The organism is Polyangium fumosum (assembly GCF_005144585.1).
Taxonomy (GTDB): Bacteria; Myxococcota_A; Polyangia; order Polyangiales; family Polyangiaceae; genus Polyangium; species Polyangium fumosum.
In genome coordinates this window covers 1-23,998 of sequence record NZ_SSMQ01000078.1, presented here as the reverse complement: position 1 = coordinate 23,998, position 23,998 = coordinate 1, and the positions used below count along the sequence as shown (strand labels likewise).

The window sequence follows — 23,998 nt, the reverse complement described above, 5'->3', positions numbered from 1 at the left end:
GGCTCAGAAATGCCACCGGAGCGTCGCGGCCCGCGGGCCGACCATGACCTCGGGGCGCGGATCGAATGCGGTCGGGGTGCGCGAGACGAACTTCTCGTCGGAGAGCATGCCCGCCACGAAGAGCGCAGCGCCCGTGGCCTGTCCGAGGCCGTCGAGCATGAGCATGAAGATGCCGACGCTCTCGGCGTCGGACGTGCCCATCGCGACGAAAGGACCGATGACAGGGATGAAGAGCGGCGTGTAGTAACCGGCGGCCACGCCCTCGTTGCCGGCGAAGGTGGCCGCGAAGAGGACCGACATGCCGTAGAGCGGCGCGAACGTCGCGATGCCCGCGGTCGCCATCCCGTACCGCGGCCGCGTCTCGATGCCGTAGCCGGGCGGGATCGGATCCCCTTCCTTGTACGGCAAACGCGAGGGCCCGAAGATCGGCGGCGGCGGATAAAAGCCGCGCGGCGGATACCCCGGCGGCGCCGCGCCCATCGGCGGCGGATACCCCGGCGGCGCCGCGCCCATCGGCGGCGGAGGTTGCGCTTGCTGCGGCAGCGCGTTCGGCGGCGGCTGCTGCGGCGCCGCGGCGCCCGGCGGCGGAGGCGGGGGCGCGTCCTGCGCCAGGGAGATGCTTGCAGCACCAAGGATCGTCAGCGTGGTGCCGAGAGAGAGGATCGTTCGTCGCGTCGTCACATCGTCCCCACGAGGCCCAGGCCCGCGCCGTGCGGGCCGAACCGGAGAGGCATCACGGTCATGGAGGTGCCGACCTCGGTGGATCGGACGAGCCGCTTTTCCTGGGCGACGATGCCCGCGATGAGCATCGCGATGCCGCCCGATTGCGCGAGTCCGTCGACCGCGAGCCAGAAGGTCCCCGGGCCCTCGGTGTCGAGCGTGCCCATCGCGATGAAGGGCCCGAGGGCCGGGATGTAGAGCGGCCAGAGGTCCGAGCTCCGCGAGAGGCTGTCGCCGATCGACGCGATCATGGCGGAGAAGAACCAGGGGACGCCGAACGTCACGGCGCCGCCGATGACGAGGCCCTTGCGAATGCGGCTGTCGACGCGGTAGCCGGGCGGGATCGGATCCCCTTCTTCGTACGGGAGCGCCGCGGGGAGCGAGGATCCGGGCGGGCCGTATCCATAGCTGTTCGGCCCGTACCCCGGAGGCGGCTGCCCGTACCCCGGCGGCGGATACCCTTGCGGATACCCGGGAGGCGGCGCGTATCCCGGCGGCGGATACCCTTGCGGATAGCCCTGCGGATACCCAGGCGGCGGCGCGTATCCCGGCGGCGGCAGCGGCGCGACCTGCGGAGCGGCGGGCTCATACCCCGGCGGCGGAGGGGGCGGCGGCGCCGAGGTGTCCGGCTGGGTGGGCGGCGGCGGAGGCGCAGGCGCTTGCGCGTCAGCGCTCTGCGAGGAGACACCTACCGCGATGAAGAGCGCCACCGCGAGCGCACGTGAAGCCCCCTTCGTTCCGTTCGCCATCGCCTTGCGCATGCAGATGCCTCCCGCCCTCGCGCGTGGTGCTGCCCGCACGCGCAAAAACGGAGAATACGTGAGGCATCTGGGAGGTCAACGCGGCTTTTTCGTTCCCGCCTTTGCTGCCGCCCACGCGGAGGCGGGCACGAACGCGGCCACGTGTCGCGCCTCGACGAGCGTATCGGGCCCCGCGAGATCGAGGTCGGGGACGAACCCACGCGTCTCGTCGAAGTCGCCGAGCGGATCCATGACGGCGCGCGTGCCGAGCGTGACCACGAGGCGCGAGCGCGGGAGCACGAACGACGCGACCTCGCCGACCGCCATGCTGCCACGCGTGCGCTCCCCCGCGACGAGCAACCCCGGGATTTGCCGCGCCAGCGCGACGAACATCTCGCACGCCGAGGCGCAGCCACGATCGACGAGCACCACGCCGCGCCCCACGAGCGGCGCGGGCGCCATGCCTTGCAGGATCTCGCCTTTGCGGACGATCTCGACGCGTCCTTCCCCGCGCGCGGCGTGGTCCGCGGCGAGCCCTTCGAGCCGCGTGATGTGTTCGAGGAACATCCCGCGCGCGGCCGGCGGCACGTCGCCCCGCGCGAGGCGCCTCTTCGCGGCGTTCACGCGTCCGAGCGCCGCCGTCACGGACTGGACCTCCCGCGTGCCGAGCGCGAGGATCGGCCCGTGCGCGAGCGCGCGCAGGAAGCGCTCGGCGAAGGTGTAGTTCCCGCCGCGGTTGCCGCGCAGATCCACGACGAACGCAGGCGCCTCACGGAGCCGCTCGGCGAGGCGCGGCAACGTCGCGAGCGCTGCGGCCGCGGCCGTCTCGAAGGTGCGCACCACGAGGACGGGGACCTCGCCTTCGACGAGCTCCACGGGCGGAGCTGCGATCACCGGCGGCGCGGGCGGAGCCGGCAAGGCGTCGAGGCGGAGCGGCCGTTCGCCGCCGTAACCAAAGGCGAGGTGGCCATCGTCGGCGCGGAGCAGATCACGCAAGAGCGTCGCGAGCTCGAACGGGGACCAGATCGCGCGGCTCCGGATCACGCGGCGCGCTTCGTCGATGCGCGCGCGCGGCGGCACGGGCGCGTGGCCCTCGGGCGCAGCGTACGCGTCGGTGAAGACATCGAGCGCGAAGTCGAGATCCGCCTCGGCGAGCGCGGCCGTGACCTCGCGCGGCTCGGCGTCGAAGTCGCTCGGGCTCGCGACGAGCGCGGCGAAGCTCGGCGTGAGGGCCGTGGATGCGCGCGGATTTCGCTCGGGTGATCCCCGGGATCCGGCGCAGCCGGCGAGGGTCAGCCCGAGGGCGAGGAGGCCGCCGTGAAGCAAGGCGCGCATCGGCCGCGAGGGTGCAACGACGAGTGACCTCGTTGCAACGGCCTCGCGACGATGCGGTGGGGATGAATGCGGGAAGGGAGCGTATTTCTCGCGAAGACTACGCCTGCGCGGTGAGGGCCTTGTAGGCCTCGGCCCACTTCTTCCACTGCTTCAGGCGCGTACCGGGCTTGCGGTTGTTCACCTTGGCGCGGGACTCCTTGCGGGCGATCTTCTCGAGCAGGTGCTGGTGCTGGCGGCTGGGACGATGCATGCGCGCGATGCTGGTCCAAGCGCGCTTTCTTCGCAAGTCCGTCGAGCGTCAGCCGCCCCGGCTGCCCTTCTCGCCTTCGTCGGGCCCGAGGCGCCCGTACGTATGAATGGCGCCGATGAGGAGGAAGAGCGCCAGCAGCGTCAGGACCATGCCCAGGTCGATGAGGTTCGTATCGTTCGGGTCACTCGGGCGCAGCCCCACGAGCCCGAGCCCGACGAGAAGCGCGGTGCTCGCCACGAGGAGCGCGCGCCGCGGCCCCGCAGCGCGCTCGGACTCGCTCTGCACCAGCGTGGAGATCTTGTCGCCGAGGCTCACTTGAACTTCTTGGTCTTCGCGTACGTGATGAAGTCGCGCACGTCACGCGTCAGCGTGCGCTCGGCGGTGATCGTCGTGAGCTCGTGGGACTCGCCGGCGAGGTCGTCGTAGCGGTAGTTCGCCTGGTAGAGCAGCACGATGCGGACCTCGCCCTCGGGGCCGACGCGCTCCAGCCGGAGCTTTTCGTCGGCTCCGTTCGGCGGCTTGATGGCGTCGCCGAGCTTGTCGAGGTCCTCGTCGGAGATGTACGCGATCCCGTACTCGTGGCCGTCGACGCTCACGTCGACGCGGAGCGCCTTGCCGCTGCGCAGCTCGACCTCGCGGGCCGGCGCGGGCTGCACACCTTCCTGGGCGACGGCGCGACGGATGACCTCGAGCGCACGGCGCTCATCGAGGGTCCTCGTGGGGTTCGGCGCGCGGACCGGCTCGGGTCCGCATCCGAGGGCGGCCGCGCCGAGGGCGGCGGTCGCGACAATCGGCAAGAGCTTTCGCAAGACGGTAGCCATGAGCGCCATGAGAGTAGCCAACCAGGCCCCGCTCCGCTACTTCTCCCGCCATGGCTCGCCTCGCGGCGATCGACATCGGGTCCAACGCCATCCGGCTTCGCGTGGTCGACGTGGACCCGCCTCTGATCACGGACGACGGACCCCGGTTTTACCCCTTCCGCGACGTGCTCGTCGACCGCGCCCCGGTGCGGCTCGGGCACGACGTCTTCACGAAAGGCCGCCTCGAAAACGGCGTCATCGGCGCGGCCTGCGAGGCGCTGAAGCGCTTCCGCGCGGCCATGGACGCGGCGAAGGTCGAGCGCTACCGCGCCGTCGCCACGAGCGCCGCGCGGGAGGCGCAAAACGGCGACCTCTTCGTCGAGCGCGCCGAGCGCGAGAGCCGCGTGCACGTGGAGATCATCGAGGGCGTCGAGGAAGCGCGCCTCGTGCAGCTCGCCGTCGTCGAGCGCATCCCCATGAGCCAGCGTCGCTCGCTCCTCGTCGACATCGGCGGCGGCTCGACGGAGCTCACGCTGCTCGAAGGCCGCCTCCCCGTCTACTCGCGCTCCTTGCCCGTCGGGACCGTCCGCCTGCTCGAAGCCTTCCTCGAAGGACGCGGGCCGATCGACATGGGCCACCGAAAGCTCCTCGAAGAGTACGTCGACCGCGTCTGCGCCGACGCCTTCCGCGAGATCGAGGACGCCTCCGACGGGCCCGTCGACGTCGTCATCGGCACGGGCGGCAACATCGAGACGCTCGCCGACCTCTGCCCGATGCCGATCGCCTTCCCCGAGGGACGCGCGATCGAGGTCCGCGCGATGCGCCGGCTGCTCGACGAGCTCTCGGCGAAGAGCGTGGACGAGCGCGTGATCGCGTACGGCCTCCGGCCCGATCGCGCCGACACGATCGTCCCCGCGGCGACCGTGCTCTGCCGGGTCGCCGAGGCCTTTGGGCGCGAATCGATCACGGCGCCGGGCGTGGGGCTCAAGGAAGGCGTGCTCGTCGACCTCGCGCGCCAGCACTTCGTGCCGCGTGATTTCGGCGGCGAGGCGGCTGCGGTGAGCGAGGCGTGCCTCCGGCTCGGGCGCCGCTACCACTTCGACGAGGCGCACGGCATGCTCGTGGCGCGCTTCGCGACGCGCCTCTTCGACGAGCTCTCCGCGCGCCACCGCATGAGCCCGCGCGACCGCATCCTCCTCCACGCAGCGGCGCTGCTGCACGACGTCGGCGACTTCGTGCGGTACGAGGGCCACCACAAGCACAGCTACTACCTCATCGTGCACGCCGACCTGATGGGCCTCTCGCCCCCGGAGCGCGAGATCGTGGCCAACGTGGCGCGCTACCACCGAAAGAGCCCGCCGCAGCTCGACCACGACAACTTCCGCACGCTCTCGCGCGAGGATCGGGCGAAGGTCAAGGCGATGGCCGCGATCCTGCGGGTCGCGGACGCGCTCGATCGGGAGCACCGGGCCAAGGTCGCCGGCGTCAGCGGGCGCATCGAGGGCGACACGCTGGTGCTCGAGCTCTCGGGCACGGAGGACCGATCGCTCGAAGAGTGGACCGTCGGGGCGAAGTGCGGAATGTTGAAGGACGCGCTCGGGCTCGACGTGCGCATCGTGGACGCGGCCACGGGCGCGTCGCGGACGCCGACGACGGTGCCGCCCGCCTCGCGGAAGACGCCGATTCCGACGCCACGAAGCTGACCGAAACGGGTGTTACGGGAAGAACCCTTGGGCACGCGGGGGCGTAACCTCGGGCGAACCGAGGGACGCCCCCAAACCCCCGTCCGCGCGGGTTTGGCGCGCGACGCGGAGGTTGTCCGGGCGTTCAGCGCTTGCGGCGACCCTTTGCAGCGGGCGCCGGCGTGGCGGCCGGAGCCGGTGCGGCAGCGGCGGCGGCCTTCGCGGGAGCGGCCTTGGCCGCGGCTTTTGCGGGCGTCGCCTTGACGGGCGTCGCCTTCGCCGCGGCGTTTTTCGCCGGCGTGGCCGTCTTCGGCGGGCGACCGTTTGGCCCGAAGACGAGCTTGCGCAGCGCGGCGGCGGCCTTGTCGGTGTCGCCGCCTTCGCTGGCGCGCACGTGCTCGACCACCGCGGCGAGCGGCTCTTCCTCGGGGAACATGAGGAGCACGAAGGGCGGGACGCCGAGCGCCTTCGCGGCGGAGACCACGGTCCCGACCGTGATCAGAACGAGCCCGCGCTCCACGCTCGACATGTGCCCCTTGGACAGACCACTCTCGTCGGCGAGGGCCGCGAGCGACATGCCGCGCTCCTGGCGCAGATCACGGATTCGGGCCCCTACCTTGGCGGCGACGGGCTCGGGAGTCGGACGACGGGGCATGGTTTTTCCACCTCGAACATGCGCCCCGGCGTACCGGAGACGCGGAGAAGATCCGGACGAAACGCGGCGGTTCGTCTTGGCCGTGTTCGTGTGGGACGAACTCTACCATGTCGTCCTCGCCCGGTACAACGTCCCCGTAGAACGCGCATGTCCCGACAACCCGCGCCTGCATTCGCGGCCCTACCCTTGTCCCCTCCCCGGCCCGGCCGACCTGCCGAAGAAGAGCTCGCGCAGCCGCACGGCCGCGCGGCCCACGTCGCCGCCCTCCTCGCGGAGGATCTTATCGAGGCACGCGGCGAAGGATTCGTCCTCCTCCCGCATGCACAAGAGGAACGGCGGCACGCCGAGCGCCCGGGCCACGGCGAACACCGTGCCGACGCTCATGAGCGCGAGCCCATTCTCCAGGTTCGAGGCGTGGCCCTTGGAGAGACCGCTCGCCTTCGCGAATTGAGAGAGTGACATTCCCTTCTCGCGCCGCAGCTCGCGCATTCGAGCACCGATGTGAGCGGCGAGCGGGTCCGGGACACGACGTGTAGGCACGGGATTGCACCTCGAAACCGTTTTTCCTGCCAAGCATGCGATCGACCATCGACCGCTCGTTGCAGGCTTCGAAGGTTCGCCGTAGCGAACCAATGGGTTCATCCAGGCCAAACCACTTACCATGCCGGGCGGCCGTTCCCAATGTTCGAAAGCATTTTCGAACGCCCCAAAATCGACGTGGGGGCCATTCATTTCAGGAGACGAAATCCGAGTTCGACACAGCAAACACGAGGGCGCACCCCGGACGCCCCGGCGGACGCGCCGAAACACGCGGGATCCCTGGACAAACCCGCGCCGAGCCCCCCGCGCACCCGGCGCACCCGGACGGTTGTCAGGGCAAGCCGCCCTCACGCGGACCGGTCACACGCGACACCACCCCACCGCCGACAGGGAGGCCTCGGTACGGCCCCGACATGATTGTCTTGACTTTTCGCTCTACTCGTGGAGCGAGCGCTTCGTCGCGCCGCGCCCGCGCTTCTTGCCGAGAAGGCCGCTCGTGCGCTCCTCGATCACCGCGCTCACGCGCCGCATATCGCCGCCGTACGCCTGCCGGATCTCCTCCAGCACGGCCGAGAGCGGATCCTCGTCGGGAAACGCCAAGAGCACGAACGGCGGCACGTCGAGCGCTCGCGCCACCGCGACGACCGTGCCCATCGTGACCCGCACGCGCCCGCGCTCCGCGCTCGACATCTGGCTCGGCGTCAGGCCACCCGCCTCGCGCAAGCTCGCGAGCGACAGACCTCGCTCGAGCCGGAGATCACGCATCCGCGCGCCGAGCTTGCCCGCGTAAGGCTCCGGCAGCCCGCTCGTGTTGTCCGCGCGCTCGCGAGCCGCCGCCCGCGTCTTCGATCCCTGCGCCTGCGTTTCCCTCGACGTGCGCTTCATCCTGACCCGCGACAAACCTAACACGTTCTGCGGGGCCACGTGCACGTGCGATCGAAAAACCCAAGCACGGTTTGCGCGAGGTTGGTCCGTCGCCGGGTTTTTCAGGCCCTAACCTCATTTTTTAACAGACGATCCGGAGACGCCGAGAGAGCCCTCCCCCCCCTCGGGCCCGCCGGTCAGCCGAAGAAGCGCACGATCTCGGCGACGAACGTGTCGTGCGCCTCGATGTGCGGCGAATGTCCGACGTTCGGCAGGACCTCTTCCCGGTAGCTGCCGCCGTTCGTCTTGTAGGCGTCGAGCACGGCGCGCGTCTGCGCGACCATGGGCTGCGCCGGATAGACGTCGTCGCCGGGCCAACCCGGGATCGCGCCGAGCTTGCCGAGGAACCCGAAGTCGAAGAGCGACGTGTCGCTGACGATCTGATCCCCGTCGCCGCGGATCCACAACACATCGTGCTTCGGCGAGATCTTCGCGAACCCCGAAAGGTTCACGTACTTCGGCGCGAGCGCGTTGTTCACGCCGAGCGTGCCGGGCGCGACGCCGGGCCAGTTCGAGGACGTGGTCGTGTCGCCGGGATAGTGCGCGTCGTCGACGACCATCTTCAGGACCTCCGCGAGGAAGAGCTCCTCGCGCTCCTTCTCCACGCGGAACGGCGGCTTGAAGTAGAACTCGTTCATGACCTTGCGCGGCGAGGTCGCGCTCTCCTCGGACGCGTCGCGCTCCTTCAACCGCCGCGCGAAGTCGGGGTTCGCCGTGCCGCCGCCCGAGCCCGCGAAGTCCGCGAAACACGGCTCGCCGCTCGTACCCTTCGTCCCGCCGAATCCGTACGGCGCCATCGGCGCTTCGAGGACGATCTTTCCGACGAGATCGGGGTGATCGATCGCGAGCTGCATCGCGACGCCGCCGCCGACCGACCAGCCCACGACGTGCACCGGGCCCTTCAGGCCGAGCTCGGCGCTCCGGAGCAGCGCCGCGAGGTCGTCCGAGAAATCACGCAGGCCGCGGGTCGCGTCGATGGGCGCGGGCTCCGAGTCGCCGTAGCCGCGGAGATCCGCCGCGAGGGCGCGGAAGCCCGCAGGGAGCGCGGCCATCGTCTGCTCGAAGAAACGAGCGGAGGAGCAGTTGCCGTGGATGAACAGGACGGGCACGCCGTCTTGAGGCCCGCTGACGAGCACGTGCGTGCGAAGGCGAGACGTCTGGATCTTGATCGAGGTGATGGCGGTCATGAGCTCCTCGGGTTTTTCGGACCAGAGGAGAGGATGCCTTCAACGCTCGCCGGTGAGAAGATCATAGAGGCGAGGCGCAAACGCCTCCGCCACACAGTGCTCGACCTCGTCCGAGGTGCCGAAGCGTAAGGCCTCCCGCGCGACGGCCTCGGCCTCGACGAGCGTCACGCGCCGCAACGCCTCCTTGATCTCGGGGATCGCGGCCGCCTCCATCGAGAAGTCCCGCATGCCGAGGCCCACGAGCAGGACCGCGGCGAGCGGATCACTCGCCATCGCGCCGCAGATCGAGACGGGACACGACCAGCCCTCGCCCGCGCGTACGACGCTGCGGATGAGCCGCAGGATCGCCGGATCGAAGGACGACGCGAGGTAGGCGAGCGAGCGGCTCGTGCGATCGACGGCGAGCGTGTACTGCACGAGGTCGTTCGTCCCGAGGCTCATGAAGCTCGCCTCCTGGGCGAAGAGATCCACGAGCACCGCGGCCGCCGGCACCTCGACCATGATCCCGAGCGGGATCTCGTCCGCGCAGGGCAAGCCCCGCGCCTTCACCTGCTCGATCGCCTGCTCCAGGAGGACGCGCACCTGCCGGAGCTCGGAGAGGCTCGCGATCATGGGGATCATGATCTTCACCTCGCCATACGCGCTCGCGCGGACCATCGCACGCAGGTGTTCGAGGAAGACCTCGGGTTGCGAGAGCGCGAGGCGCACAGCGCGCAGGCCCAGCATCGGGTTCATCTCGGGCGGGAGCTTGAGGCTCGAGATGAACTTGTCGCCGCCGATGTCGAAGGTGCGCAGCGTGACGGGCATCGGCCGCATCGTCTCCACGACGGCGCGGAAGATCTCGAACTGCTGATCCTCGGTCGGCGGTAGCGATCGATCGATGTAGAGAAACTCGGTGCGGTAGAGGCCGATGCCCTCGGCGCCGTGATCACGCGCCAGGATGGCCTCGGCCGGGAGCTCGACGTTCGCGCGCAGCGTGACGCGCACGCCGTCCTGGGTCGTCGCTTCCCGATCCCGCGAGACGGAGAGCTCCCGCGAGAGCGCGGTGTGCCGCTCGCCGCGGGCGCGCGCCTCGTCGAGCTCGCGCGGCTGCGGCCCCACGAGGACGCTGCCGCGCAGGCCGTCGACGACGACGAGATCACCCCCCGAGATCCGCTTGAGCGCGTCGGTCACGCCGACGACGGCGGGGATCTCCAGCGCGCGCGCCATGATCGCGGTGTGGCTCGTCCGCGTGCCGACCTCGGTCACGAAACCGACGACGGGCTGGTTGATCATCGCCGCCGTGTCCGCGGGCGAGAGGTCGTGCGCGACGACGATCGAGGGCCCATCGAGGCGGAGGTTCTGCTGCTCGGGCGCGGTCGTGCCGAACGCGCGCAGGATACGATCGCCGATGAAGAGCACGTCGTGGCTGCGCTCGCTCAGGTACGGATCATCGAGCGCCCCGAGCCGCTTGGCGATCACGTCGGACGCCTCGGCCACGGCCCACTCGGCGGCGCGCTTCTCCTTCTGGATCTGGTGACGCACGGCCTCGGCGAGCACGGGGTCGCCGGTCATGAGCACGTACGCTTCGAGGATGGAGGCCTCTGCGCTGCGCTCGGTGAGGCGCTGCGACATCTCGCGCAGGTCGCGCTGCGCGCGCGCGACGGCCTCCTCGAAGCGCACGACCTCGGCGTCGATCTCCCCCGGGCCGATCGTGCGTCGCGGGCAGTGCGCGCGGCTCTGCCCGAAGACGACGACCTTGCCGATCGCGACGCCCGGCGAACCCGCGATGCCGCGGAGCACCTCGGTCGCTTTCGAGGGGGGCTCCACGCTCATTCAGGCTCTCCGAAGCGATCGGCGATGAGCGTGCCGATCGCCGCAACAGCCTGTGCCGAGCCCTCGCCGCGCGCCTTCACTTCGATCACGGTACCGACGCCGCCGCAGAGCAGGAGCACGCCCATCACGCTCTTCGCGTTCGCTTCCTGCCCGTCGGGCCCTGCGATCGTGACCTCGCACGGGTACTTGCCGGCGAGCTGCACGAGCTTCGTGGCCGCCCGCGCGTGCAAGCCGCGCGCGTTGACGATCGTGAACCGCCCCGTCGCGCTCGCGTTGCTCACGTCTTGCTCCCTCCGCCGTCGGGGGAGCGCGGCGCCCCCTCCGCCCCTTCGGTCGCGCTCCGCTCGAGCAATTGTGGATCGGGCTCGAGCGGCGCGGTGTGCTCCGCTCTGCCGACGTCACGATGCACGACCGAGATGGGTAGCTCCACCTTCCTTCGTAGATTGTCAGCCAAAACCTCGGCGAGCGCCACCGATCGATGGCGCCCACCGGTGCAGCCGATGCCGATGGTCAGGTAGCTCTTCCCTTCCCGCTCGTACCGCGGGAGCGAGAATTCGAGGAGCGAGCCGATCTTTTCGAGCAGCTCGGACGCCTCGGGGCTCTGCAAGACGAAATCGCGCACCGCGGGGTGGCTCCCGGGCAGCCGCCGTAGCTCCGGGACGAAATGCGGGTTGTCGAGGAACCGCACGTCGAAGATCAGATCCGCGTCGACCGGGACGCCGAACTTGAAGCCGAACGAGACGAACCTCGTCCTCATGCGCGGCGCCTCGGCCTTGCCCGGCCCGAGGTGCGCGATGATCTGGCGCCGCAGCTCGTGCACGCTGAGGCGCGTCGTGTCGAGGTCGATCGTGGCGAGCGCGCGCAGCGGGGCGAGGCGCTCGCGCTCGAGGTGCACGCCGTCGAGCACGGCGAGGCCGCCGGAGCTGCCGGACGCGCGCGAGGCGGCGGCCGAGAGCGGGTGGGGCCTTCGGGTCTCGTTGAAGCGGCGGAGCAGCGCCTCGTCGGTCGCGTCGAGGAAGAGGATGGCCATGTCGCGCCCCTCGGCGATGCGCGAGAGCGTGGGCGCGGCGCCGTCGAGGAAGGCGAAGGCGCGCACGTCGATGCCGAGGCCGATGCGACGGATGCCGCCGGCCTCGCAGACCTCGATCGTGGCGGGCACGAGGGACGTCGGGAGGTTGTCGACGCAGAAGTAGCCGAGGTCTTCCAGGGCGTTGATCGCGGTGGACTTGCCGGCCCCCGAGAGCCCGGTGACCACGACGACGCGGCTCTTGTCGCTCATCGATCTCGCCCCTTTCCGCTCAGCAACGCGCCTTCGAGGTTGCCGAAGAACTCGCGCGCGGCGTGGTGCCCTGCGTTCTTGAGCAACTCGTTCCGCGCCGCGACCTCGAGGATCGTCGACATGTCGCGCCCCGGCCGCACCGGGATCACGAGCTCGCGCACCTTCACGCCGAGGATCGTGTGGTACCGGTCTTCGAGGCCGAGCCGATCGTACTCGACGTCCTTCGACCACTCGACGAGCTTGATCAGCACGTCGATGCGCTTGCGCTCGCGGATCGCCGTCACGCCGAAGAGATCCTTCACGTTGAGGATGCCGAGCCCGCGCACCTCCAGGTGGTGGCGGAGCAGGTGCGCGGCCATGCCGAAGACCATGCCCGGCGGGCGGAAGTCGCACTCGACGACGTCGTCGGCGATGAGGCGATGTCCCCGCATCACGAGGTCGAGCGCGCACTCGCTCTTGCCGATCGCGCTCGGACCCGTGAGGAGCACGCCCACGCCGAAGACGTCGACGAGCACGCCGTGCATGCGCACGCGCGGCGCGAGCCTGTCGTCGAGCAGCGCGTGCAGCGCCGTGATGGTCACGCTCGATCGATCCGCCGAGCGGAGCAGCGGCGTCCCGGACGCCTCGGCCGCGGCCACGAGCTCCGGCACCGCGGGGAAGCCGGCCTCCGCGGACGACTCGCCTTCGGCGCGCGCGTCCCGCGTGATGATGACGCAACACAGGTCGCGCGCGAAGAGATCACGAAGCTTCTTCGCGCGGTCCTCGACATCGAGCGTGTGCAGGAACGAGAGCTCGGTCTGGCCGAAGATCTGGATGCGCGACGACGTGATGCCGTGGAAGTGCCCCACGAGCGCGAGGCCCGACTTCTGGATGCGCGTCGACTCGATGATCCGATCGAGGCCCGCCTCGCCCGCGATGAGATCGAGCTTCACGCCGAGCCCGGGATCGGCGAGGAGCGCGCGCACGCTCATCGATGGGCGCGGGACGGGCACGCTTCGCGGGACCTCGTCGGTCACGGGCCCCGGCCCTCCTCGGCGGCGATGATCGTGAAGGCGTCGGCGCCGCTCGGCGCGAGCAGCAGGCGCTTGCGGAACTCGTCGTCGCGGAGCAGGCGCGAGACACGCGCCAAGGTCTTCAGGTGCTCGCCTGCGGCGCGCTTCGGACCGACGACGGCGAAGAGGATGCTCACGGGCGCGCGGTCGATCGCGTCGAAGTCGATCGGATGCGGGCAGAGCAGGACCGCGCCCACGTGCCGATCGAGGCCTTCGAGCCCGCCATGGGGGATGGCCACGCCGCCGCCCACGCCGGTCGACTGGAGCTTCTCGCGCTCGACGAGCACGCGCTCGATCTCCGCGATCGGCGTGGCGGGGATCAGGTTGCGGGCGAGCAGCTCGGCGATGCGGCGCAGCGCCTCGGGCTTGGAGCGGACGACACCCTCGGCCTCGTTCGCCACCGAGACGTGGTCCGCGCTCAGGATCTCGAGAACACCCATGATCGTGCCGGGGGGGTTGGGAGAGCGGGGCGTGCGCGGCCTTTTGCGCCGCGCGACCGCCGGAGGGGCGTCCGCGCGGCGCGGCTGCGCCGTGGAATCGATCGTTGCCTGTCCCCCCCGTGCCTCGGCAGAAGCACGGCCGAGCCCTACTACGGAAAGGCTCGCCTGGCGAGGGCGTAGAGCGTGGAATTCGCCGTCAGTCGCGAGCGCGACCTTCGGCGGCCTCGGTGACCTCGGCGGCGAACTCGGCCGCGCTCGTCCCGCCGCGCTTCCTCGCCATGTTCGCCGTCTTGTCCGCTTCGATCTGGCGGTCCAGCTTGTCGATGACCTTGTCGATCGAGGCGTACATGTCCTGGCTGCGGACCGTCGCGTGGAATTGCTGGCTGCCCGAGGAGATCCGCACATCGGCGATGTGATCGAGGCCCTCGACGGACAACGTGACCTGCGCGGTCATGGCTTGACGAAGGAACCTTTGCAACTTGGCGATCTTGTCATGCGCGTGCTGCTTCACCGCGTCCGTGCCCACCATGTGTCGGAACGTGATTGCGATGTTCATCGAAGGCTTCCTTCCTTTCCTTCCGGGGCAAAGCACCAGAGGTGCGCTCGTCACAACCGCCATCGGCCATGGTAACACCGCAGGCCGAGCAAACGCGCGTCGATAAGATGCGCCTCGGGCGTCGCAACGATGCCGGACCTCGATCCGGTGGAAGCTTGCATGACCGCTACGTTTGCCGGGCCACGCCTCGTTTTCATCGAGCTGCCGAGACGCTGCATGTCTTCGATGCAACCCGCGATGCCGCCCGGACAATCCCTTGACGCACGCTTCCGTCGTCAAGTCGCGACATAACGAGACTGCACGAGCGGATGAGCACGAAACCCCTCGGGGGAAGCTTCGAGCGCGATCTCTCCGTCGAGGAGGAGGACGGCGCGGTCGCAAAGGGAGAGCGCCGCGTCGACGTGATGATCGGAGACGAGGACCGCGGCGCCCGTGTCGGCGAGGGCACGTAGACGCTCGGCGACCCGCGTCGCGCCGAGCGGATCGACGGCCGCGAAGGGCTCGTCACAAACGAGGACGCGGGGCGCGGCCGTGAGCGCTCGTGTGATCTCGAGGCGCCGCCGCTCGCCGCCGGAGAGACGAGCGGCCTGCATGTCGAGCAGGCCATCGAGCCCGAGCTCGCGCGCGATCCCGAGCGCGCCCTGCGCATCGGACGGGCGCGCGCGGCGGGTGAGGCCATCGAAGACGGCGAGGTTGTCGCGCACCGAGAGATCGGGAAGGACGCTCGGCGTCTGCGGGACGTAGCCGAGGCCGCGGCGCGCACGCTCGTACAGCGGCAAGCGCGTGACGTCTTCGCCGGCGAGGACGACCTTTCCTTCGAGCGGCACGAGCTCGCCGACGAGCACGCGGAACAACGTGGTCTTGCCGGCGCCGCTCGGACCGAAGACGGCGACGACCTCGCCGGGGCGCGCTTCGAGGGAAGCACGGTGCAGGAGCGTGCGGCCCGAGAGGCGCACGGTGAGGGAGGAGGCGAGGAGCGACATCGAGCGCAGCAGCGAGCTTAGCGGCGAGCTGGTAGGGTGCGCCCGTGGCTTTCCTCTACGCGCTCTGGAAGGAAGCGCTCCTCGCGCACACGTTCTGGCTCCTCACGGCGCTCGTGATGGCGCTCATCGCGAGCCGGCTCGACATGTCGAGCGAGCCGCGGCTCCGGCCGCTCGGCTTCTTCTTGTCGATGCACGTGCTCGCGCTCCTCGGAGCGGCGGCGCTCGTGGTGACGGGCTCGTCGTTCGTGGATGAGATCCGGATCCCGGCGGCCGTGTTCGGCGGCGTCGCGTTCGTGGGCGCGGCGGCCGTGCTGCTCTTCCACGTCATTCTCCCGCGCCTGCGCCTGCGCGCGCCGCGCATCGTCGAGGACGTGATGGTGGCGATCTTCTCGGTCGTCACGGCGGTGAGCATCATGAGCCGCGCGGGCATCAACCTCTCGGGCCTCATCGCCACGAGCGCCGTGATCACGGCGATCCTCGGCTTCTCCTTGCAGGACGTCATCGGCAACGTCGCCGGCGGCCTCGCGCTCCAGCTCGACAGCTCCATCGAGGTCGGCGACCGCATCAAGGTGAACGACGTGAGCGGGCGCGTCGCAGAGATCCGGTGGCGATGCACGGTGATCGAGACAGGCAACGGGGAGACGGTGCTCGTGCCGAACAACGTGCTCATGCGATCCCAGGTGACCGTGTTCGGTCGCCGCCAGGGCAAACCCGCGCATTTGCGCCGCGTGATCCATTTCAATGTGGATTTCCGGTACCAGCCCTCGGACGTGATCGACGTGGTGCGGGACGCCGTGAAAGACGCCAAGGTGCCGAATGTCGCGGAGGACCCCGCGCCGAGCTGCGTGCTCGTCGACCTCGGCGAGTCGTACGGGCGGTATGCGTTGCGGTACTGGTTGACGGACCTCGACATGGATGCGTTGACGGATTCCGATGTCCGGACGCGTATCTTTTTCGCGCTGGAGCGCGCGGGGATGCATCTCGCCATTCCGGCGGCGTCGGTTCTGGTGACCGAGGAGGCGAGCCGCGCGGCGCAGAAGACGGCGAAGCGTCTTTCGAGGCGGAAGCATTTGATCGAAATGGTGCCGCTGTTTCAGGCGCTCTCGGATGCGGAGCGGACCGAGCTTGCGGAGCAGCTCAAGTATGCGCCGTTCACGCGCGGGGAGATCATCGCGCACCAGGGGGATGCCGAGCATCATTGTGTGCATCTGATCGAGGACGGGACGGCGCTCGTACGCGTGACGGAGAACGGGCGGGAGTTGCCGGTGAAGAAGCTGGGGCCCGGGAGCTTTTTTGGGGAGATGTCGTTGCTGACGGGGTCGCCGCGGCTCGCGACTGTGGTCGCGGAGACGGATGTGGAGTGCTTCCGGCTTGAGAAGGGTCCGTTTCAGCGGGTGATCGAGAAGCGGCCCGAGCTCGCACGGGAGCTCGCCGGGGTGCTCGCGCAGCGGGCGGAGGAGTTGCGGGCTGCGCGGCAGGGGATTGACACGGTGAACGAGGCGGGGCCGTCGGTCGTGAAGGCGGAGCGGGATATCTTCAATCGGATCCGTAATTTCTTCGAGCTTGGCGCGCCGTAGGGGCGGGGGGTAGGCAACGCGAGCACCCACGCGCCGCGCTCGGGCACACGGTCGTGCTGGCAAGCGCCGCGCGTCACGGTCACTTCGGCGGTCGCCGGCGGAGCACCTGGCTGATGCAATCTGCGGAGCCATAACCACGCTTGAGGTTGTCGAAGCTCACCCAGGTTGCCTGCACGGAGGACGCGGCGAGGGCACGCTTGTACGCCTCGCTGACGCCGTCTGCGCCGACGATACGCCGCGGGCCGATGGTGAGGACGTTGACTCCGTACGCCTCCTGATCCGCCACGGACACGGGAATCACGCGGAACCCTTTCTCCCCTAGGAATCGCACGAAGTCTGCATTCTCGCGTGCAAGGTCGTAGGTGCCCTGCGCGTTGCGGGTCCACACGTCGGCCTTCAGGCATTTCACGTGCTGGTGCACGTCGCAGTCGGGCACGTCGCGATCGGCCACGAGCAAGGCGAGATCGGCGTCGAGGAGGTTGAAATAGGTGTCCAGGTGCATTTCACGGGGATCTTGCCACGCGTCCTTCACGACGATCACCTCGGGCGCGCCGAAGACATCGTGATCCAGCATTTCTCGGATCGCCGCCGCGTTGGTCCGCAGCCCCTGGCCAATGAACGCGCGCTCGCCGGCCGGGAAGAAATCCCCTCCCTCCATGCGTGCGTCCGGGCTGATCTCGTAGATGGGCTCGATGCCCATCTTGGCGAGGACGAATTTCATGACCTCGCGCTCCGCGGCCCGCTGCGGGTTTGCCATCCGGCCGAGCACCACGCCGCGGGCCGTGGTCACCATCTGATCCCGCGCGAAGTAGAGGTTCATCAAGGGGTTCTGGCGATACTCGGCCACGATGCAGGTGCGCGGCTCGGTGGCCCCGCATTGGCCGTACCCCAATCCCACGGTGGGGCGCTCGAGGACCATTCGTACCAGCGTCCCGGGGGCCATCTTCGCGACGGTCTCTTCGAAATAGGCCCGCTGTGCTTCTCGATCCGCGGGGCCGAGGCTGGAGACGTCCAGGGTCGTCATTCGTTTCGCAAGATTCGCGAGCGCCCGGCGAGCCTCCCCATCCGGATCCTCGGTGCCGGCGAGCAGGACGTCGACCACGTGGATCACCTCGTCCACGCCTTGCGTCTCCAGCGTCGCCACGAATTGCTGGTGCTCCCGAGCCGCGCCCTCGAGGCTGAAGGTATCCGCGAACAAGGCCGCGGCGGGGTGGAGGAGCCCTGGAAACACCTCCTCTCCGGGCCTATGCACCAGGATCTGCGTGGCCTCGTGCCAGTGCGCGTAGGCGCCCGCGGGCTCCGCGCGCGAGAGATGTCCGCCGAGCAGCAAAGACGCGGCTGCGGCCACGGTGAACGCCCATCGCCTGGAGAAATCGCGTATCGGTGCGCGATGTGTTCGCATGGCCGAGGGGGTTGCACGCGCCGTACCGAGCCTACCCGTGAGGCTCGTCGAACGAATCCAGCCATGGCCTTGCATTCTCCCCGTCCCTGCGTCTCCATGAGAGACGTGAACGACCTCAAGACACTCCCGAGCCACCTCCTCGAATGGCTCCTCGACCTGCCGCCCGCCGAGACGCGCGACATCGTCGTGGAGCGTGATCTCCGGGTGCCCATGCCCGACGGCACGGTCCTCCTCGCCGATCGGCATGCTCCGCGCGACGATAAAAAACGCCCGCTCATCCTCGTCCGCTCCCCCTATGGGCGCACGGGCCCTCTCGGCGTGATGCTCGGCCGGCCCTTCGCCGAACGCGGCTTCTCGGTCCTGGTCCAGAGCTGCCGCGGCACCTTCGGCTCCGGCGGCGTGCTCGACCCCTTCCGCACCGAAAAGGACGACGGCCTCGCCACCCTCGCCTGGCTGAAAGAGCAGCCCTGGTTCTCGGGCGAGATCGCCACCTTCGGACCGAGCTACCTCGGCTTCGTGCAATGGGCGATCGCCCGCGACGCGGGCTCCATGCTCAAGGCCATGTCGCCCCAGATCACGCTCTCCAATTTCCGCGACTTCAAATATCCCGGCGAGACCTTCTCGCTGGATGCCATGCTCCGCTGGACGCACCTCGTCCATATCCAGGAAAAACCTCTCCACGAGCATCTTCTTGCCCGGCTCGCCGCGCGCCGCTCGTTCAAACGAGCCTTCGCGCACCTGCCGCTCGCCGAGGCGGATCGGGTGGTCCTCGGTCATCGGGTCGGGTTTTTCCAGGACTGGCTCGAGCACAACGCCCCGGGCGATCCGTGGTGGACGCCGGCGAACCATAGCGCCGCCGTGGCCGAGGTGACGGCGCCCGCGCTTTTCATCGGCGGCTTCTACGATGTCTTCCTGCCCTGGCAGCTCCGGGATTACGCCGCGCTCGTCGCGGCGGGCCAGACGCCGTACCTCACCATCGGCCCCTGGTCCCATACGTCGAGGCCCCTCTTCAAGGAGAGCATTCGCGAGTCGCTCGCCTGGTTCCGCGCGCACATGCTCGGCGATCGCAGCCGCTTGCGCGAGGCGCCCGTGCGCATTTACGTGATGGGCGCGGACGAATGGCGTGAATACCCGAGCTGGCCCCCGCCCGGCGTCCGCACCGAACGTTATCATCTCCAGCCGAACCGCGGCCTCGCCCCGAATCCCCCCGCGGCCTCGCCGCCCGACCATTACCGCTACGATCCCGCCGACCCCACCCCGTCCGTGGGCGGCGCCCTGCTCAATGAAGAGAGCGGACCCCAGGACAACCGCGCCCTCGAAGCGCGGCGCGACGTATTGACCTACACGACCCCCCCGCTCGACCGCCACATCGAGGTGATCGGCCCCGTATCAGCCGAGCTCTTCGTGCAATCGAGCCTCGCGCACACCGATTTCTTCGTCCGCCTTTGCGACGTCGATCCTTCCGGCCGATCCGTGAACCTCTGCGACGGCATCCTGCGCCTCGTCCCCGGCCGTCCCGCGCCGAGGCCCGACGGGACACTGGCGATCACCGTCGAGCTCTGGCCCACCGCGCACCGCTTCCGCCGCGGCCACCGCATTCGCCTGCAGGTCTCGAGCGGCGCGCACCCGCGCTTCGCCCGCAATCCCGGCAGCGGCGAGCCGCTCGCCACCGCGACGCGGCTCGTCCCCGCGGACCAGACGGTGCATCACGATCCAGCGCGCCCCTCGGCGATCGTGCTCTCGGTGCTCGGCTGACGTTGGCGGCGTGTGCGACATTCGCAGGGAAGGAATGAGCGGGAGCGGGAGCGGCAAGCGAAATCGGATTGTGTACCGCTCGGGAGGCGAAAGGCAGGACGAAGGGCGCGATCGACAGGTTCTTTGCACAGGGTCCTCCATCGGGTGCGCAGCCCTCGCCCGATCCGTCTGCTGCTCTGGCAGGCCCTGGCGCGGCGCTCCCTTCTCAGTACATCGTCACATAAAGCACCCCCAGACACATCTCGTCGTTCGTCCCCTCCCCGTACACGGTCGGCTGCACCCGCCCCCGCGTATCGTAACCGCAGCGCAGGCGGATCGTGCTCTCCACGCTGATATCGATGGGCGTCTCGTTCCACCACACGTCCTGCCAGTGGAAATCCCACCGATCCACGTCCATCAGGCACTGCGAAGCCCCGCCCGGCGCCGTCGCCTCCGACCGCAGCGTTCGCCCTGCCAGGTGCATGTGCGGGAGCATTCCCCACAACCTGAACCCCTCGAACGGAGGCAGGTTGAGTTTCTGTGCCAGCGCCGACAGCGGCACCTCCGCCGTGGCCTCCACGTGCGCATTCCCCGGCGGGAGCGACATCTGGGTCGTCAGGATCGGCTGGAAACGCGCCGGCGTGAGCCCAGGATCCTTGCTGATCTGGAGCTTCATCGTCGACCGATCCGTGAACGGCCCGCCCGTGGCCGGCACGTTGTAGTGCATCTGCACCACGAGCTTCCTCCCACCGACATAACGGATCCCCGTCCCTGCCGGAAACAGCGTCGCGCCGGTCCCGGGGGCCCACGCCCCGAGCACCGAAGCCGGGACCCCTGGGCCGCCAAAACACGTGTACCCCGGCCCCTCCTCCGCCGCGTCCAGCGCCGCCGCGCCCGCCTCGATCTCCGCGTTCGGCAGCGCGAAGAGCGCCACGTGGTGCACCACCCGCGCGTCCCCCGGCTGGATGTCATACCCCGTGATGAACGCGTCCGTGGCGAGCCCCGGATCCACGATGAAGCAACGGTAATCGTCCGGCTGGTCGTCCGCCGGATGAGGCGTGTAGTCCACGCCGAGGTCGAACCCCGCCACCTCTCCCGTCATTTTGGGTTTATCGTCCACGGGCGGCGGCGGCGCGTCCGCCACGTCGCCCAGCGGCGCCCCCGCGCTCGCCCAGCGCTCGAAGAGGGAAATCTCCTCATCGCTCAGCCACCGCGCGTTCTTGTATGTATTGCACGAGCCATCGTTGTTCACCGGCATCGGCGGCATGGTGCGGGCCTTGGTGGCCGCCGCCATCGCTTGCGCCATCTGCGCCGCCATCGACGCGTCGAGCAGCGAAAACTGCCCGATTCTGCCCTCCTGATGGCAGCCGGCGCATTGCTCGGCCACCAGCGGAGCGATGTCCTTGTAATACGTCGGCCCGGTCGTGATCGGCGTCCCTCGTGGATCCTCGGTGGTATCGCCGCAGCCGGCGAAGCAGGCGAGCGTGAGAAGCGAGGGGATTGCGAAGCTGTGACGTTTCATCATGTCCTCCACGTGGCGATCATCCGCGGCGATGTGTCATGATCCAAGGACCCCATGCGACAACCTGCGGACAGATCGCGACAGGACGCATCCTGGGTCCAAGGGCCCGCCGCAGTGACCTGCCCCGCCACCCTGCTCTCGCCCTTCCTGCGGCACGCGGCGCGCACCGGCTGGTCCGAGCGGGACCTCACGGCGCTCTGCGCACGCCACGGCGTGCGCCGGCCCGCGGTCGACGACCTCACGGCCAGGGTCCCGAAGGAGGGAGCGCACAAGGTCGTGGAGGAGATCTGCGCGCGGAGCGAGGACGATAACCTCGGCATTCATCTCGCCCGCGAGGCCGAGCCAAGCTGGATGTCCCTCCCCGGCTTGCTGGGGATGAGCGTGACCCATGTTCGCGAGGCCCTGGCGGTCGGGACCGATTACAGCCGCCGTCTGCTCACCGGGCCGGCGAGTCTCTGGCAATTCATCGACGAGCAAGACCGGGTCCACCTGACGCGCACCGGCGCCTCACACGATCCGCCCGCGTCACGCCACTTCGTCGAGGCGGGCGTGGGCGCCAGCATCGTGCTGCTCCGACGCTTCACAGGCGTGGCCATCAAGGCCATCCAGGTGAGCTTCCCACACCACGCGCCCGCGGACACGAGCGCGCATGTGGAGCTCCTGGGGACGCGCGATCTACGCTTCGGGGCGCCGCGCGTGGAGATCGTCTTCCCCGCGTCCGTGCTCGATCTCCGCAATCTGAGCGCTGACGCGGGCCTTTGGGCGTTCCTGCAGCGGCAGGCCGAGGCGGTGATCGAAGCGCGGGGCGGGGCGGATCTCACGGCCCTGGTGCGGCAGGGCCTGCAAGAGGCGCTCTGGCGCGGCGAGGAGGCGTCGCTCGACCGCGTGGCGCAGAGTCTGGGGATGACGGGCCGCACCTTGCAGCGGCGCCTGGCCGAGGATGGGGCGCGCTTCTCCGCGCTCCTTTCGCAGGTCCGGTGCGAGCGGGCCCTGGAGCTCCTGCAGCGGCCTGGGGCCAATCTCGACGACATCGCCGAGCGTATCGGTTTGTCGGACGCGCGCTCGCTGCGCCGCGCCCTGAAGCGCCACACGGGCCGGACGCCGTCGGTGCTGCGGCGCTCCTGAAACCACGCAAGCGCCAGCCGCAGCCCGCGGGCAGAGCCAGCCGAGTATCGCAAGTTCGTGGAGCCGGAGCATGCGCGGCCTCCGAGGGAGCGTTTGCCTTGGAGCGGAAGCGGGAGCGGAAGCGGAAGCGGGCGGGAGCGGGAGCGGAAGCGGAAGCGCAAACGCAAACGCAAGCGCAAACGCAAACGCAAGCGCAAGCGCACGTGCGAGGGGGAACGGGATGCAGGGGATCCCGCTCGGGGACGGCGAGCTTACCGTCGTGCTCGGCCTCTTCAAGGCCAAGCCGTGCTCGTCGTCCTCGCGCTTCGCGCTCCGGGCGACTCCGCGCGGTGCTGCGCAGCCTTGAAGAGGCCTCCGCGCGACGGTGTGGGACGAGGGTCCCGGCGAATGGGTCGTCGGACGGAGGGTTCGTTATGCTCAAGATTTATGATGTCGTTTTGATGATGGCAGGGGACGCGGCAGGCATTGCAGAGCGGATTGAGCGGAAGGATAGAGACCTGGCTCGGCAGATGAGGCGGGCCGTGCAGAGCGTGGCACTGAACGTGGCGGAAGGCATGGGTTGCCTCGCCGGACACAAACGGCAGCGCTATTCCACAGCCCTCGGATCGGCGCGAGAGGTGATGGCCTGCGTCCAAGTCGCCCAGGCCATGCGCTACATCGAAAGCCCCCATCCCGACGTGCTGGACCGCATGAACCACATCATCGCCACCCTCGCCCGCCTCGTCTACCGCCGCGCTTCGTAAGAAGAAACCTCCCTCGCCCCTCTTCCGGAACGGGAGAGGGGTTGGGGGTGAGGCAGGATCAAGGCCCCCATTCCAACACCTCTCGCACCATTCCCGGCGGATCGTGGCTTCTCCGGCAACGAACCAATCCCCACTTTTAGCGTTGAGTTTTCCCCCGGTCCGTGGGACAAACAAGCGACGCCGGCCGGTGCTACCCACACCGACCGGCGTCTGACCCACAACCCCGTCGTCCCCGGAGCCATGAGCTAATGGTCACGATACTCGTCCATCCTCCGCCGGCAAACTTTTCGGCGTCGCACGCCTTGCTCGGCCGTCTTTACCTCGAACACCACGCTTTCCTGCGCCGCCTTCTTCTCCGCCAGGCGGTCCCTCCCCGCGACGTGGAGGATGTCCTCCAAGATATTTTCTTCACGGTCTGGCGTCGCCTCTCGTGCCTGGTCACGCCGGAGCAGGCCCGGCCGTGGCTCTTGGTGATCGGGCTCAACCATGCCCGCAATTACCGAAAGCGCCTTCGCTACGAGCGTGAGGTCCTCGTTGGTTTCGCGGAGGATCTCCCCGAGCAGGAGGACGGGACGTCGCCGGACACGCTCTTGCAGGCGACGTACGGGATGTTCCGACTCAAGCGATTCCTGGCGAAGCTCGGCTCCCGCCTCCGCGCCGCGGTGCTGCCGTACCTGGAAGGCCAATCGATTACGGAAATCGCTGCCTCGCTCGGCCTCAACGCGAAAACCGTCTACAGCCGCCTGCACCTCGCCCGGAAGCACCTGAACACGCTCGCGCTCGCGTGAGTCCCGCTGACGCTCCCGCCCCCTAGTTCCTCGACACAGGGGTCTTGACTGTTTCACGCTGCGACGGGCAGCGCGGGATGCGCTGGCTGTGGGTATGCGTGCCCCATCTTCTTGCGAGCGTGCTGGACACTGAACCTCCAGCGGATTCC

The 23,998-nt window shown here is 69.3% G+C and carries 26 protein-coding genes; 7 read left to right on the top strand and 19 right to left on the bottom strand.

Features of this window, described 5'->3' with window-relative positions; translation table 11 throughout:
- Positions 1–3: 3 nt before the first annotated feature.
- From E8A74_RS43410 to E8A74_RS43390, 6 genes are all read right to left on the bottom strand, one after another.
- The gene (locus E8A74_RS43410; RefSeq protein WP_136935032.1) at positions 4–681 is read right to left on the bottom strand and encodes a hypothetical protein; all 678 of its coding nucleotides are present in this window, start codon (positions 679–681) and stop codon (positions 4–6) included.
- Complete coding sequence (locus E8A74_RS43405) at positions 678–1,481, bottom strand: hypothetical protein (RefSeq protein WP_136935031.1); 804 nt, start codon at positions 1,479–1,481, stop codon at positions 678–680. Before E8A74_RS43405 ends, E8A74_RS43410 begins: the two co-directional genes overlap by 4 nt.
- Positions 1,482–1,556: 75 nt before the next feature.
- On the bottom strand, positions 1,557–2,795 hold the full coding sequence (locus E8A74_RS43400; RefSeq protein WP_136935030.1) for a S41 family peptidase: 1,239 nt from the start codon (positions 2,793–2,795) through the stop codon (positions 1,557–1,559).
- Between the two features lie 97 nt (positions 2,796–2,892).
- A complete protein-coding gene (locus E8A74_RS53400; RefSeq protein WP_170229829.1) occupies positions 2,893–3,045 on the bottom strand; it encodes a hypothetical protein in 153 nt (50 codons plus the stop codon).
- 48 nt (positions 3,046–3,093) lie between these two features.
- On the bottom strand, positions 3,094–3,360 hold the full coding sequence (locus E8A74_RS43395; protein WP_136935029.1) for a hypothetical protein: 267 nt from the start codon (positions 3,358–3,360) through the stop codon (positions 3,094–3,096).
- Positions 3,357–3,866 carry a hypothetical protein gene (locus tag E8A74_RS43390; protein WP_136935028.1) on the bottom strand — a complete coding sequence of 170 codons (510 nt, stop codon included), beginning with the start codon at positions 3,864–3,866 and terminating at the stop codon, positions 3,357–3,359. The genes E8A74_RS43395 and E8A74_RS43390 overlap by 4 nt, the downstream gene beginning before the upstream one ends.
- 50 nt (positions 3,867–3,916) lie before the next feature.
- Here E8A74_RS43390 and E8A74_RS43385 point away from each other — a divergent pair, with 50 nt between their 5' ends.
- A complete protein-coding gene (locus E8A74_RS43385) occupies positions 3,917–5,548 on the top strand; it encodes a Ppx/GppA phosphatase family protein (RefSeq protein WP_136935027.1) in 1,632 nt (543 codons plus the stop codon).
- Positions 5,549–5,672: 124 nt separating this feature from the next.
- On the opposite strand, the gene E8A74_RS43380 is transcribed toward E8A74_RS43385, so the two are convergent.
- From E8A74_RS43380 to E8A74_RS43330, 11 genes are all read right to left on the bottom strand, one after another.
- Entirely contained in the window at positions 5,673–6,182 is a 510-nt protein-coding gene (locus E8A74_RS43380) for a helix-turn-helix domain-containing protein (RefSeq protein ID WP_136935026.1), read from the bottom strand.
- 180 nt (positions 6,183–6,362) lie between these two features.
- Positions 6,363–6,671: a helix-turn-helix domain-containing protein gene (locus tag E8A74_RS53395; protein WP_269749938.1), complete on the bottom strand. Its 309-nt coding sequence runs from the start codon at positions 6,669–6,671 to the stop codon at positions 6,363–6,365.
- A 486-nt stretch (positions 6,672–7,157) separates the two neighbouring features.
- Entirely contained in the window at positions 7,158–7,607 is a 450-nt protein-coding gene (locus tag E8A74_RS43370; protein WP_136935024.1) for a helix-turn-helix domain-containing protein, read from the bottom strand.
- 176 nt (positions 7,608–7,783) lie between these two features.
- A complete protein-coding gene (locus E8A74_RS43365; RefSeq protein ID WP_136935023.1) occupies positions 7,784–8,833 on the bottom strand; it encodes an alpha/beta fold hydrolase in 1,050 nt (349 codons plus the stop codon).
- Positions 8,834–8,872: 39 nt separating this feature from the next.
- Positions 8,873–10,648 (bottom strand): phosphoenolpyruvate--protein phosphotransferase, encoded by a 1,776-nt coding sequence (gene ptsP, locus E8A74_RS43360; RefSeq protein WP_136935022.1) that lies wholly within the window; start codon positions 10,646–10,648, stop codon positions 8,873–8,875.
- Positions 10,645–10,929, bottom strand: coding sequence for an HPr family phosphocarrier protein (locus E8A74_RS43355; RefSeq protein WP_136935021.1), 285 nt, complete (start codon positions 10,927–10,929; stop codon positions 10,645–10,647). The genes ptsP and E8A74_RS43355 overlap by 4 nt, the downstream gene beginning before the upstream one ends.
- Complete coding sequence (gene rapZ, locus E8A74_RS43350; RefSeq protein WP_136935020.1) at positions 10,926–11,927, bottom strand: RNase adapter RapZ; 1,002 nt, start codon at positions 11,925–11,927, stop codon at positions 10,926–10,928. Before rapZ ends, E8A74_RS43355 begins: the two co-directional genes overlap by 4 nt.
- The gene (hprK, locus tag E8A74_RS43345; protein WP_232380006.1) at positions 11,924–12,943 is read right to left on the bottom strand and encodes an HPr(Ser) kinase/phosphatase; all 1,020 of its coding nucleotides are present in this window, start codon (positions 12,941–12,943) and stop codon (positions 11,924–11,926) included. Before hprK ends, rapZ begins: the two co-directional genes overlap by 4 nt.
- Entirely contained in the window at positions 12,940–13,419 is a 480-nt protein-coding gene (locus E8A74_RS43340; RefSeq protein WP_136935019.1) for a PTS sugar transporter subunit IIA, read from the bottom strand. The genes hprK and E8A74_RS43340 overlap by 4 nt, the downstream gene beginning before the upstream one ends.
- 196 nt (positions 13,420–13,615) lie before the next feature.
- Positions 13,616–13,975 (bottom strand): ribosome hibernation-promoting factor, HPF/YfiA family, encoded by a 360-nt coding sequence (gene hpf, locus E8A74_RS43335; RefSeq protein WP_136935018.1) that lies wholly within the window; start codon positions 13,973–13,975, stop codon positions 13,616–13,618.
- A gap of 275 nt (positions 13,976–14,250) precedes the next feature.
- Entirely contained in the window at positions 14,251–14,958 is a 708-nt protein-coding gene (locus tag E8A74_RS43330) for an ATP-binding cassette domain-containing protein (protein WP_136935017.1), read from the bottom strand.
- A gap of 44 nt (positions 14,959–15,002) precedes the next feature.
- On the opposite strand from E8A74_RS43330, the gene E8A74_RS43325 reads away from it, so the two are divergent.
- Entirely contained in the window at positions 15,003–16,535 is a 1,533-nt protein-coding gene (locus tag E8A74_RS43325) for a mechanosensitive ion channel family protein (RefSeq protein WP_136935016.1), read from the top strand.
- A 79-nt stretch (positions 16,536–16,614) separates the two neighbouring features.
- Here E8A74_RS43325 and E8A74_RS43320 read toward each other — a convergent pair whose 3' ends face one another.
- Positions 16,615–17,937 carry an arginine deiminase family protein gene (locus E8A74_RS43320; RefSeq protein ID WP_170229827.1) on the bottom strand — a complete coding sequence of 441 codons (1,323 nt, stop codon included), beginning with the start codon at positions 17,935–17,937 and terminating at the stop codon, positions 16,615–16,617.
- Positions 17,938–18,042: 105 nt separating this feature from the next.
- Here E8A74_RS43320 and E8A74_RS43315 point away from each other — a divergent pair, with 105 nt between their 5' ends.
- Positions 18,043–19,692, top strand: coding sequence for a CocE/NonD family hydrolase (locus E8A74_RS43315; protein WP_232380005.1), 1,650 nt, complete (start codon positions 18,043–18,045; stop codon positions 19,690–19,692).
- A 205-nt stretch (positions 19,693–19,897) separates the two neighbouring features.
- Here E8A74_RS43315 and E8A74_RS43310 read toward each other — a convergent pair whose 3' ends face one another.
- Positions 19,898–21,196: a monooxygenase gene (locus tag E8A74_RS43310; RefSeq protein WP_136935014.1), complete on the bottom strand. Its 1,299-nt coding sequence runs from the start codon at positions 21,194–21,196 to the stop codon at positions 19,898–19,900.
- A gap of 111 nt (positions 21,197–21,307) precedes the next feature.
- On the opposite strand from E8A74_RS43310, the gene E8A74_RS43305 reads away from it, so the two are divergent.
- The 4 genes from E8A74_RS43305 (at position 21,308) to E8A74_RS43295 (ending at position 23,849) form a co-directional block, all read left to right on the top strand.
- A complete protein-coding gene (locus tag E8A74_RS43305; RefSeq protein ID WP_170229826.1) occupies positions 21,308–22,318 on the top strand; it encodes an AraC family transcriptional regulator in 1,011 nt (336 codons plus the stop codon).
- 220 nt (positions 22,319–22,538) lie between these two features.
- A complete protein-coding gene (locus tag E8A74_RS55750) occupies positions 22,539–22,664 on the top strand; it encodes a hypothetical protein (protein WP_269749937.1) in 126 nt (41 codons plus the stop codon).
- Positions 22,665–22,731: 67 nt separating this feature from the next.
- Complete coding sequence (locus tag E8A74_RS43300) at positions 22,732–23,061, top strand: four helix bundle protein (RefSeq protein ID WP_136935012.1); 330 nt, start codon at positions 22,732–22,734, stop codon at positions 23,059–23,061.
- Between the two features lie 248 nt (positions 23,062–23,309).
- The gene (locus tag E8A74_RS43295) at positions 23,310–23,849 is read left to right on the top strand and encodes an RNA polymerase sigma factor (protein ID WP_136935011.1); all 540 of its coding nucleotides are present in this window, start codon (positions 23,310–23,312) and stop codon (positions 23,847–23,849) included.
- Positions 23,850–23,998 lie beyond the last annotated feature (149 nt).

Bases quoted from the DNA above. Each gene is read 5' to 3' on its own strand.
- E8A74_RS53395 (WP_269749938.1), bottom strand. From the start codon at position 6,671: ATGCGCGAGCTGCGGCGCGAGAAGGGAATGTCACTCTCTCAATTCGCG.
- E8A74_RS43405 (WP_136935031.1), bottom strand. From the start codon at position 1,481: ATGCGCAAGGCGATGGCGAACGGAACGAAGGGGGCTTCACGTGCGCTC.
- E8A74_RS43295 (WP_136935011.1), top strand. From the start codon at position 23,310: ATGGTCACGATACTCGTCCATCCTCCGCCGGCAAACTTTTCGGCGTCG.
- ptsP (WP_136935022.1), bottom strand. From the start codon at position 10,648: ATGAGCGTGGAGCCCCCCTCGAAAGCGACCGAGGTGCTCCGCGGCATC.
- E8A74_RS53400 (WP_170229829.1), bottom strand. From the start codon at position 3,045: ATGCATCGTCCCAGCCGCCAGCACCAGCACCTGCTCGAGAAGATCGCC.
- hpf (WP_136935018.1), bottom strand. From the start codon at position 13,975: ATGAACATCGCAATCACGTTCCGACACATGGTGGGCACGGACGCGGTG.
- E8A74_RS43390 (WP_136935028.1), bottom strand. From the start codon at position 3,866: ATGGCTACCGTCTTGCGAAAGCTCTTGCCGATTGTCGCGACCGCCGCC.
- E8A74_RS43370 (WP_136935024.1), bottom strand. From the start codon at position 7,607: ATGAAGCGCACGTCGAGGGAAACGCAGGCGCAGGGATCGAAGACGCGG.
- E8A74_RS43300 (WP_136935012.1), top strand. From the start codon at position 22,732: ATGCTCAAGATTTATGATGTCGTTTTGATGATGGCAGGGGACGCGGCA.
- E8A74_RS43385 (WP_136935027.1), top strand. From the start codon at position 3,917: ATGGCTCGCCTCGCGGCGATCGACATCGGGTCCAACGCCATCCGGCTT.
- rapZ (WP_136935020.1), bottom strand. From the start codon at position 11,927: ATGAGCGACAAGAGCCGCGTCGTCGTGGTCACCGGGCTCTCGGGGGCC.
- E8A74_RS55750 (WP_269749937.1), top strand. From the start codon at position 22,539: ATGCAGGGGATCCCGCTCGGGGACGGCGAGCTTACCGTCGTGCTCGGC.
- E8A74_RS43330 (WP_136935017.1), bottom strand. From the start codon at position 14,958: ATGTCGCTCCTCGCCTCCTCCCTCACCGTGCGCCTCTCGGGCCGCACG.
- E8A74_RS43320 (WP_170229827.1), bottom strand. From the start codon at position 17,937: ATGCGAACACATCGCGCACCGATACGCGATTTCTCCAGGCGATGGGCG.
- E8A74_RS43380 (WP_136935026.1), bottom strand. From the start codon at position 6,182: ATGCCCCGTCGTCCGACTCCCGAGCCCGTCGCCGCCAAGGTAGGGGCC.
- E8A74_RS43365 (WP_136935023.1), bottom strand. From the start codon at position 8,833: ATGACCGCCATCACCTCGATCAAGATCCAGACGTCTCGCCTTCGCACG.
- E8A74_RS43310 (WP_136935014.1), bottom strand. From the start codon at position 21,196: ATGATGAAACGTCACAGCTTCGCAATCCCCTCGCTTCTCACGCTCGCC.
- E8A74_RS43340 (WP_136935019.1), bottom strand. From the start codon at position 13,419: ATGGGTGTTCTCGAGATCCTGAGCGCGGACCACGTCTCGGTGGCGAAC.
- E8A74_RS43400 (WP_136935030.1), bottom strand. From the start codon at position 2,795: ATGCGCGCCTTGCTTCACGGCGGCCTCCTCGCCCTCGGGCTGACCCTC.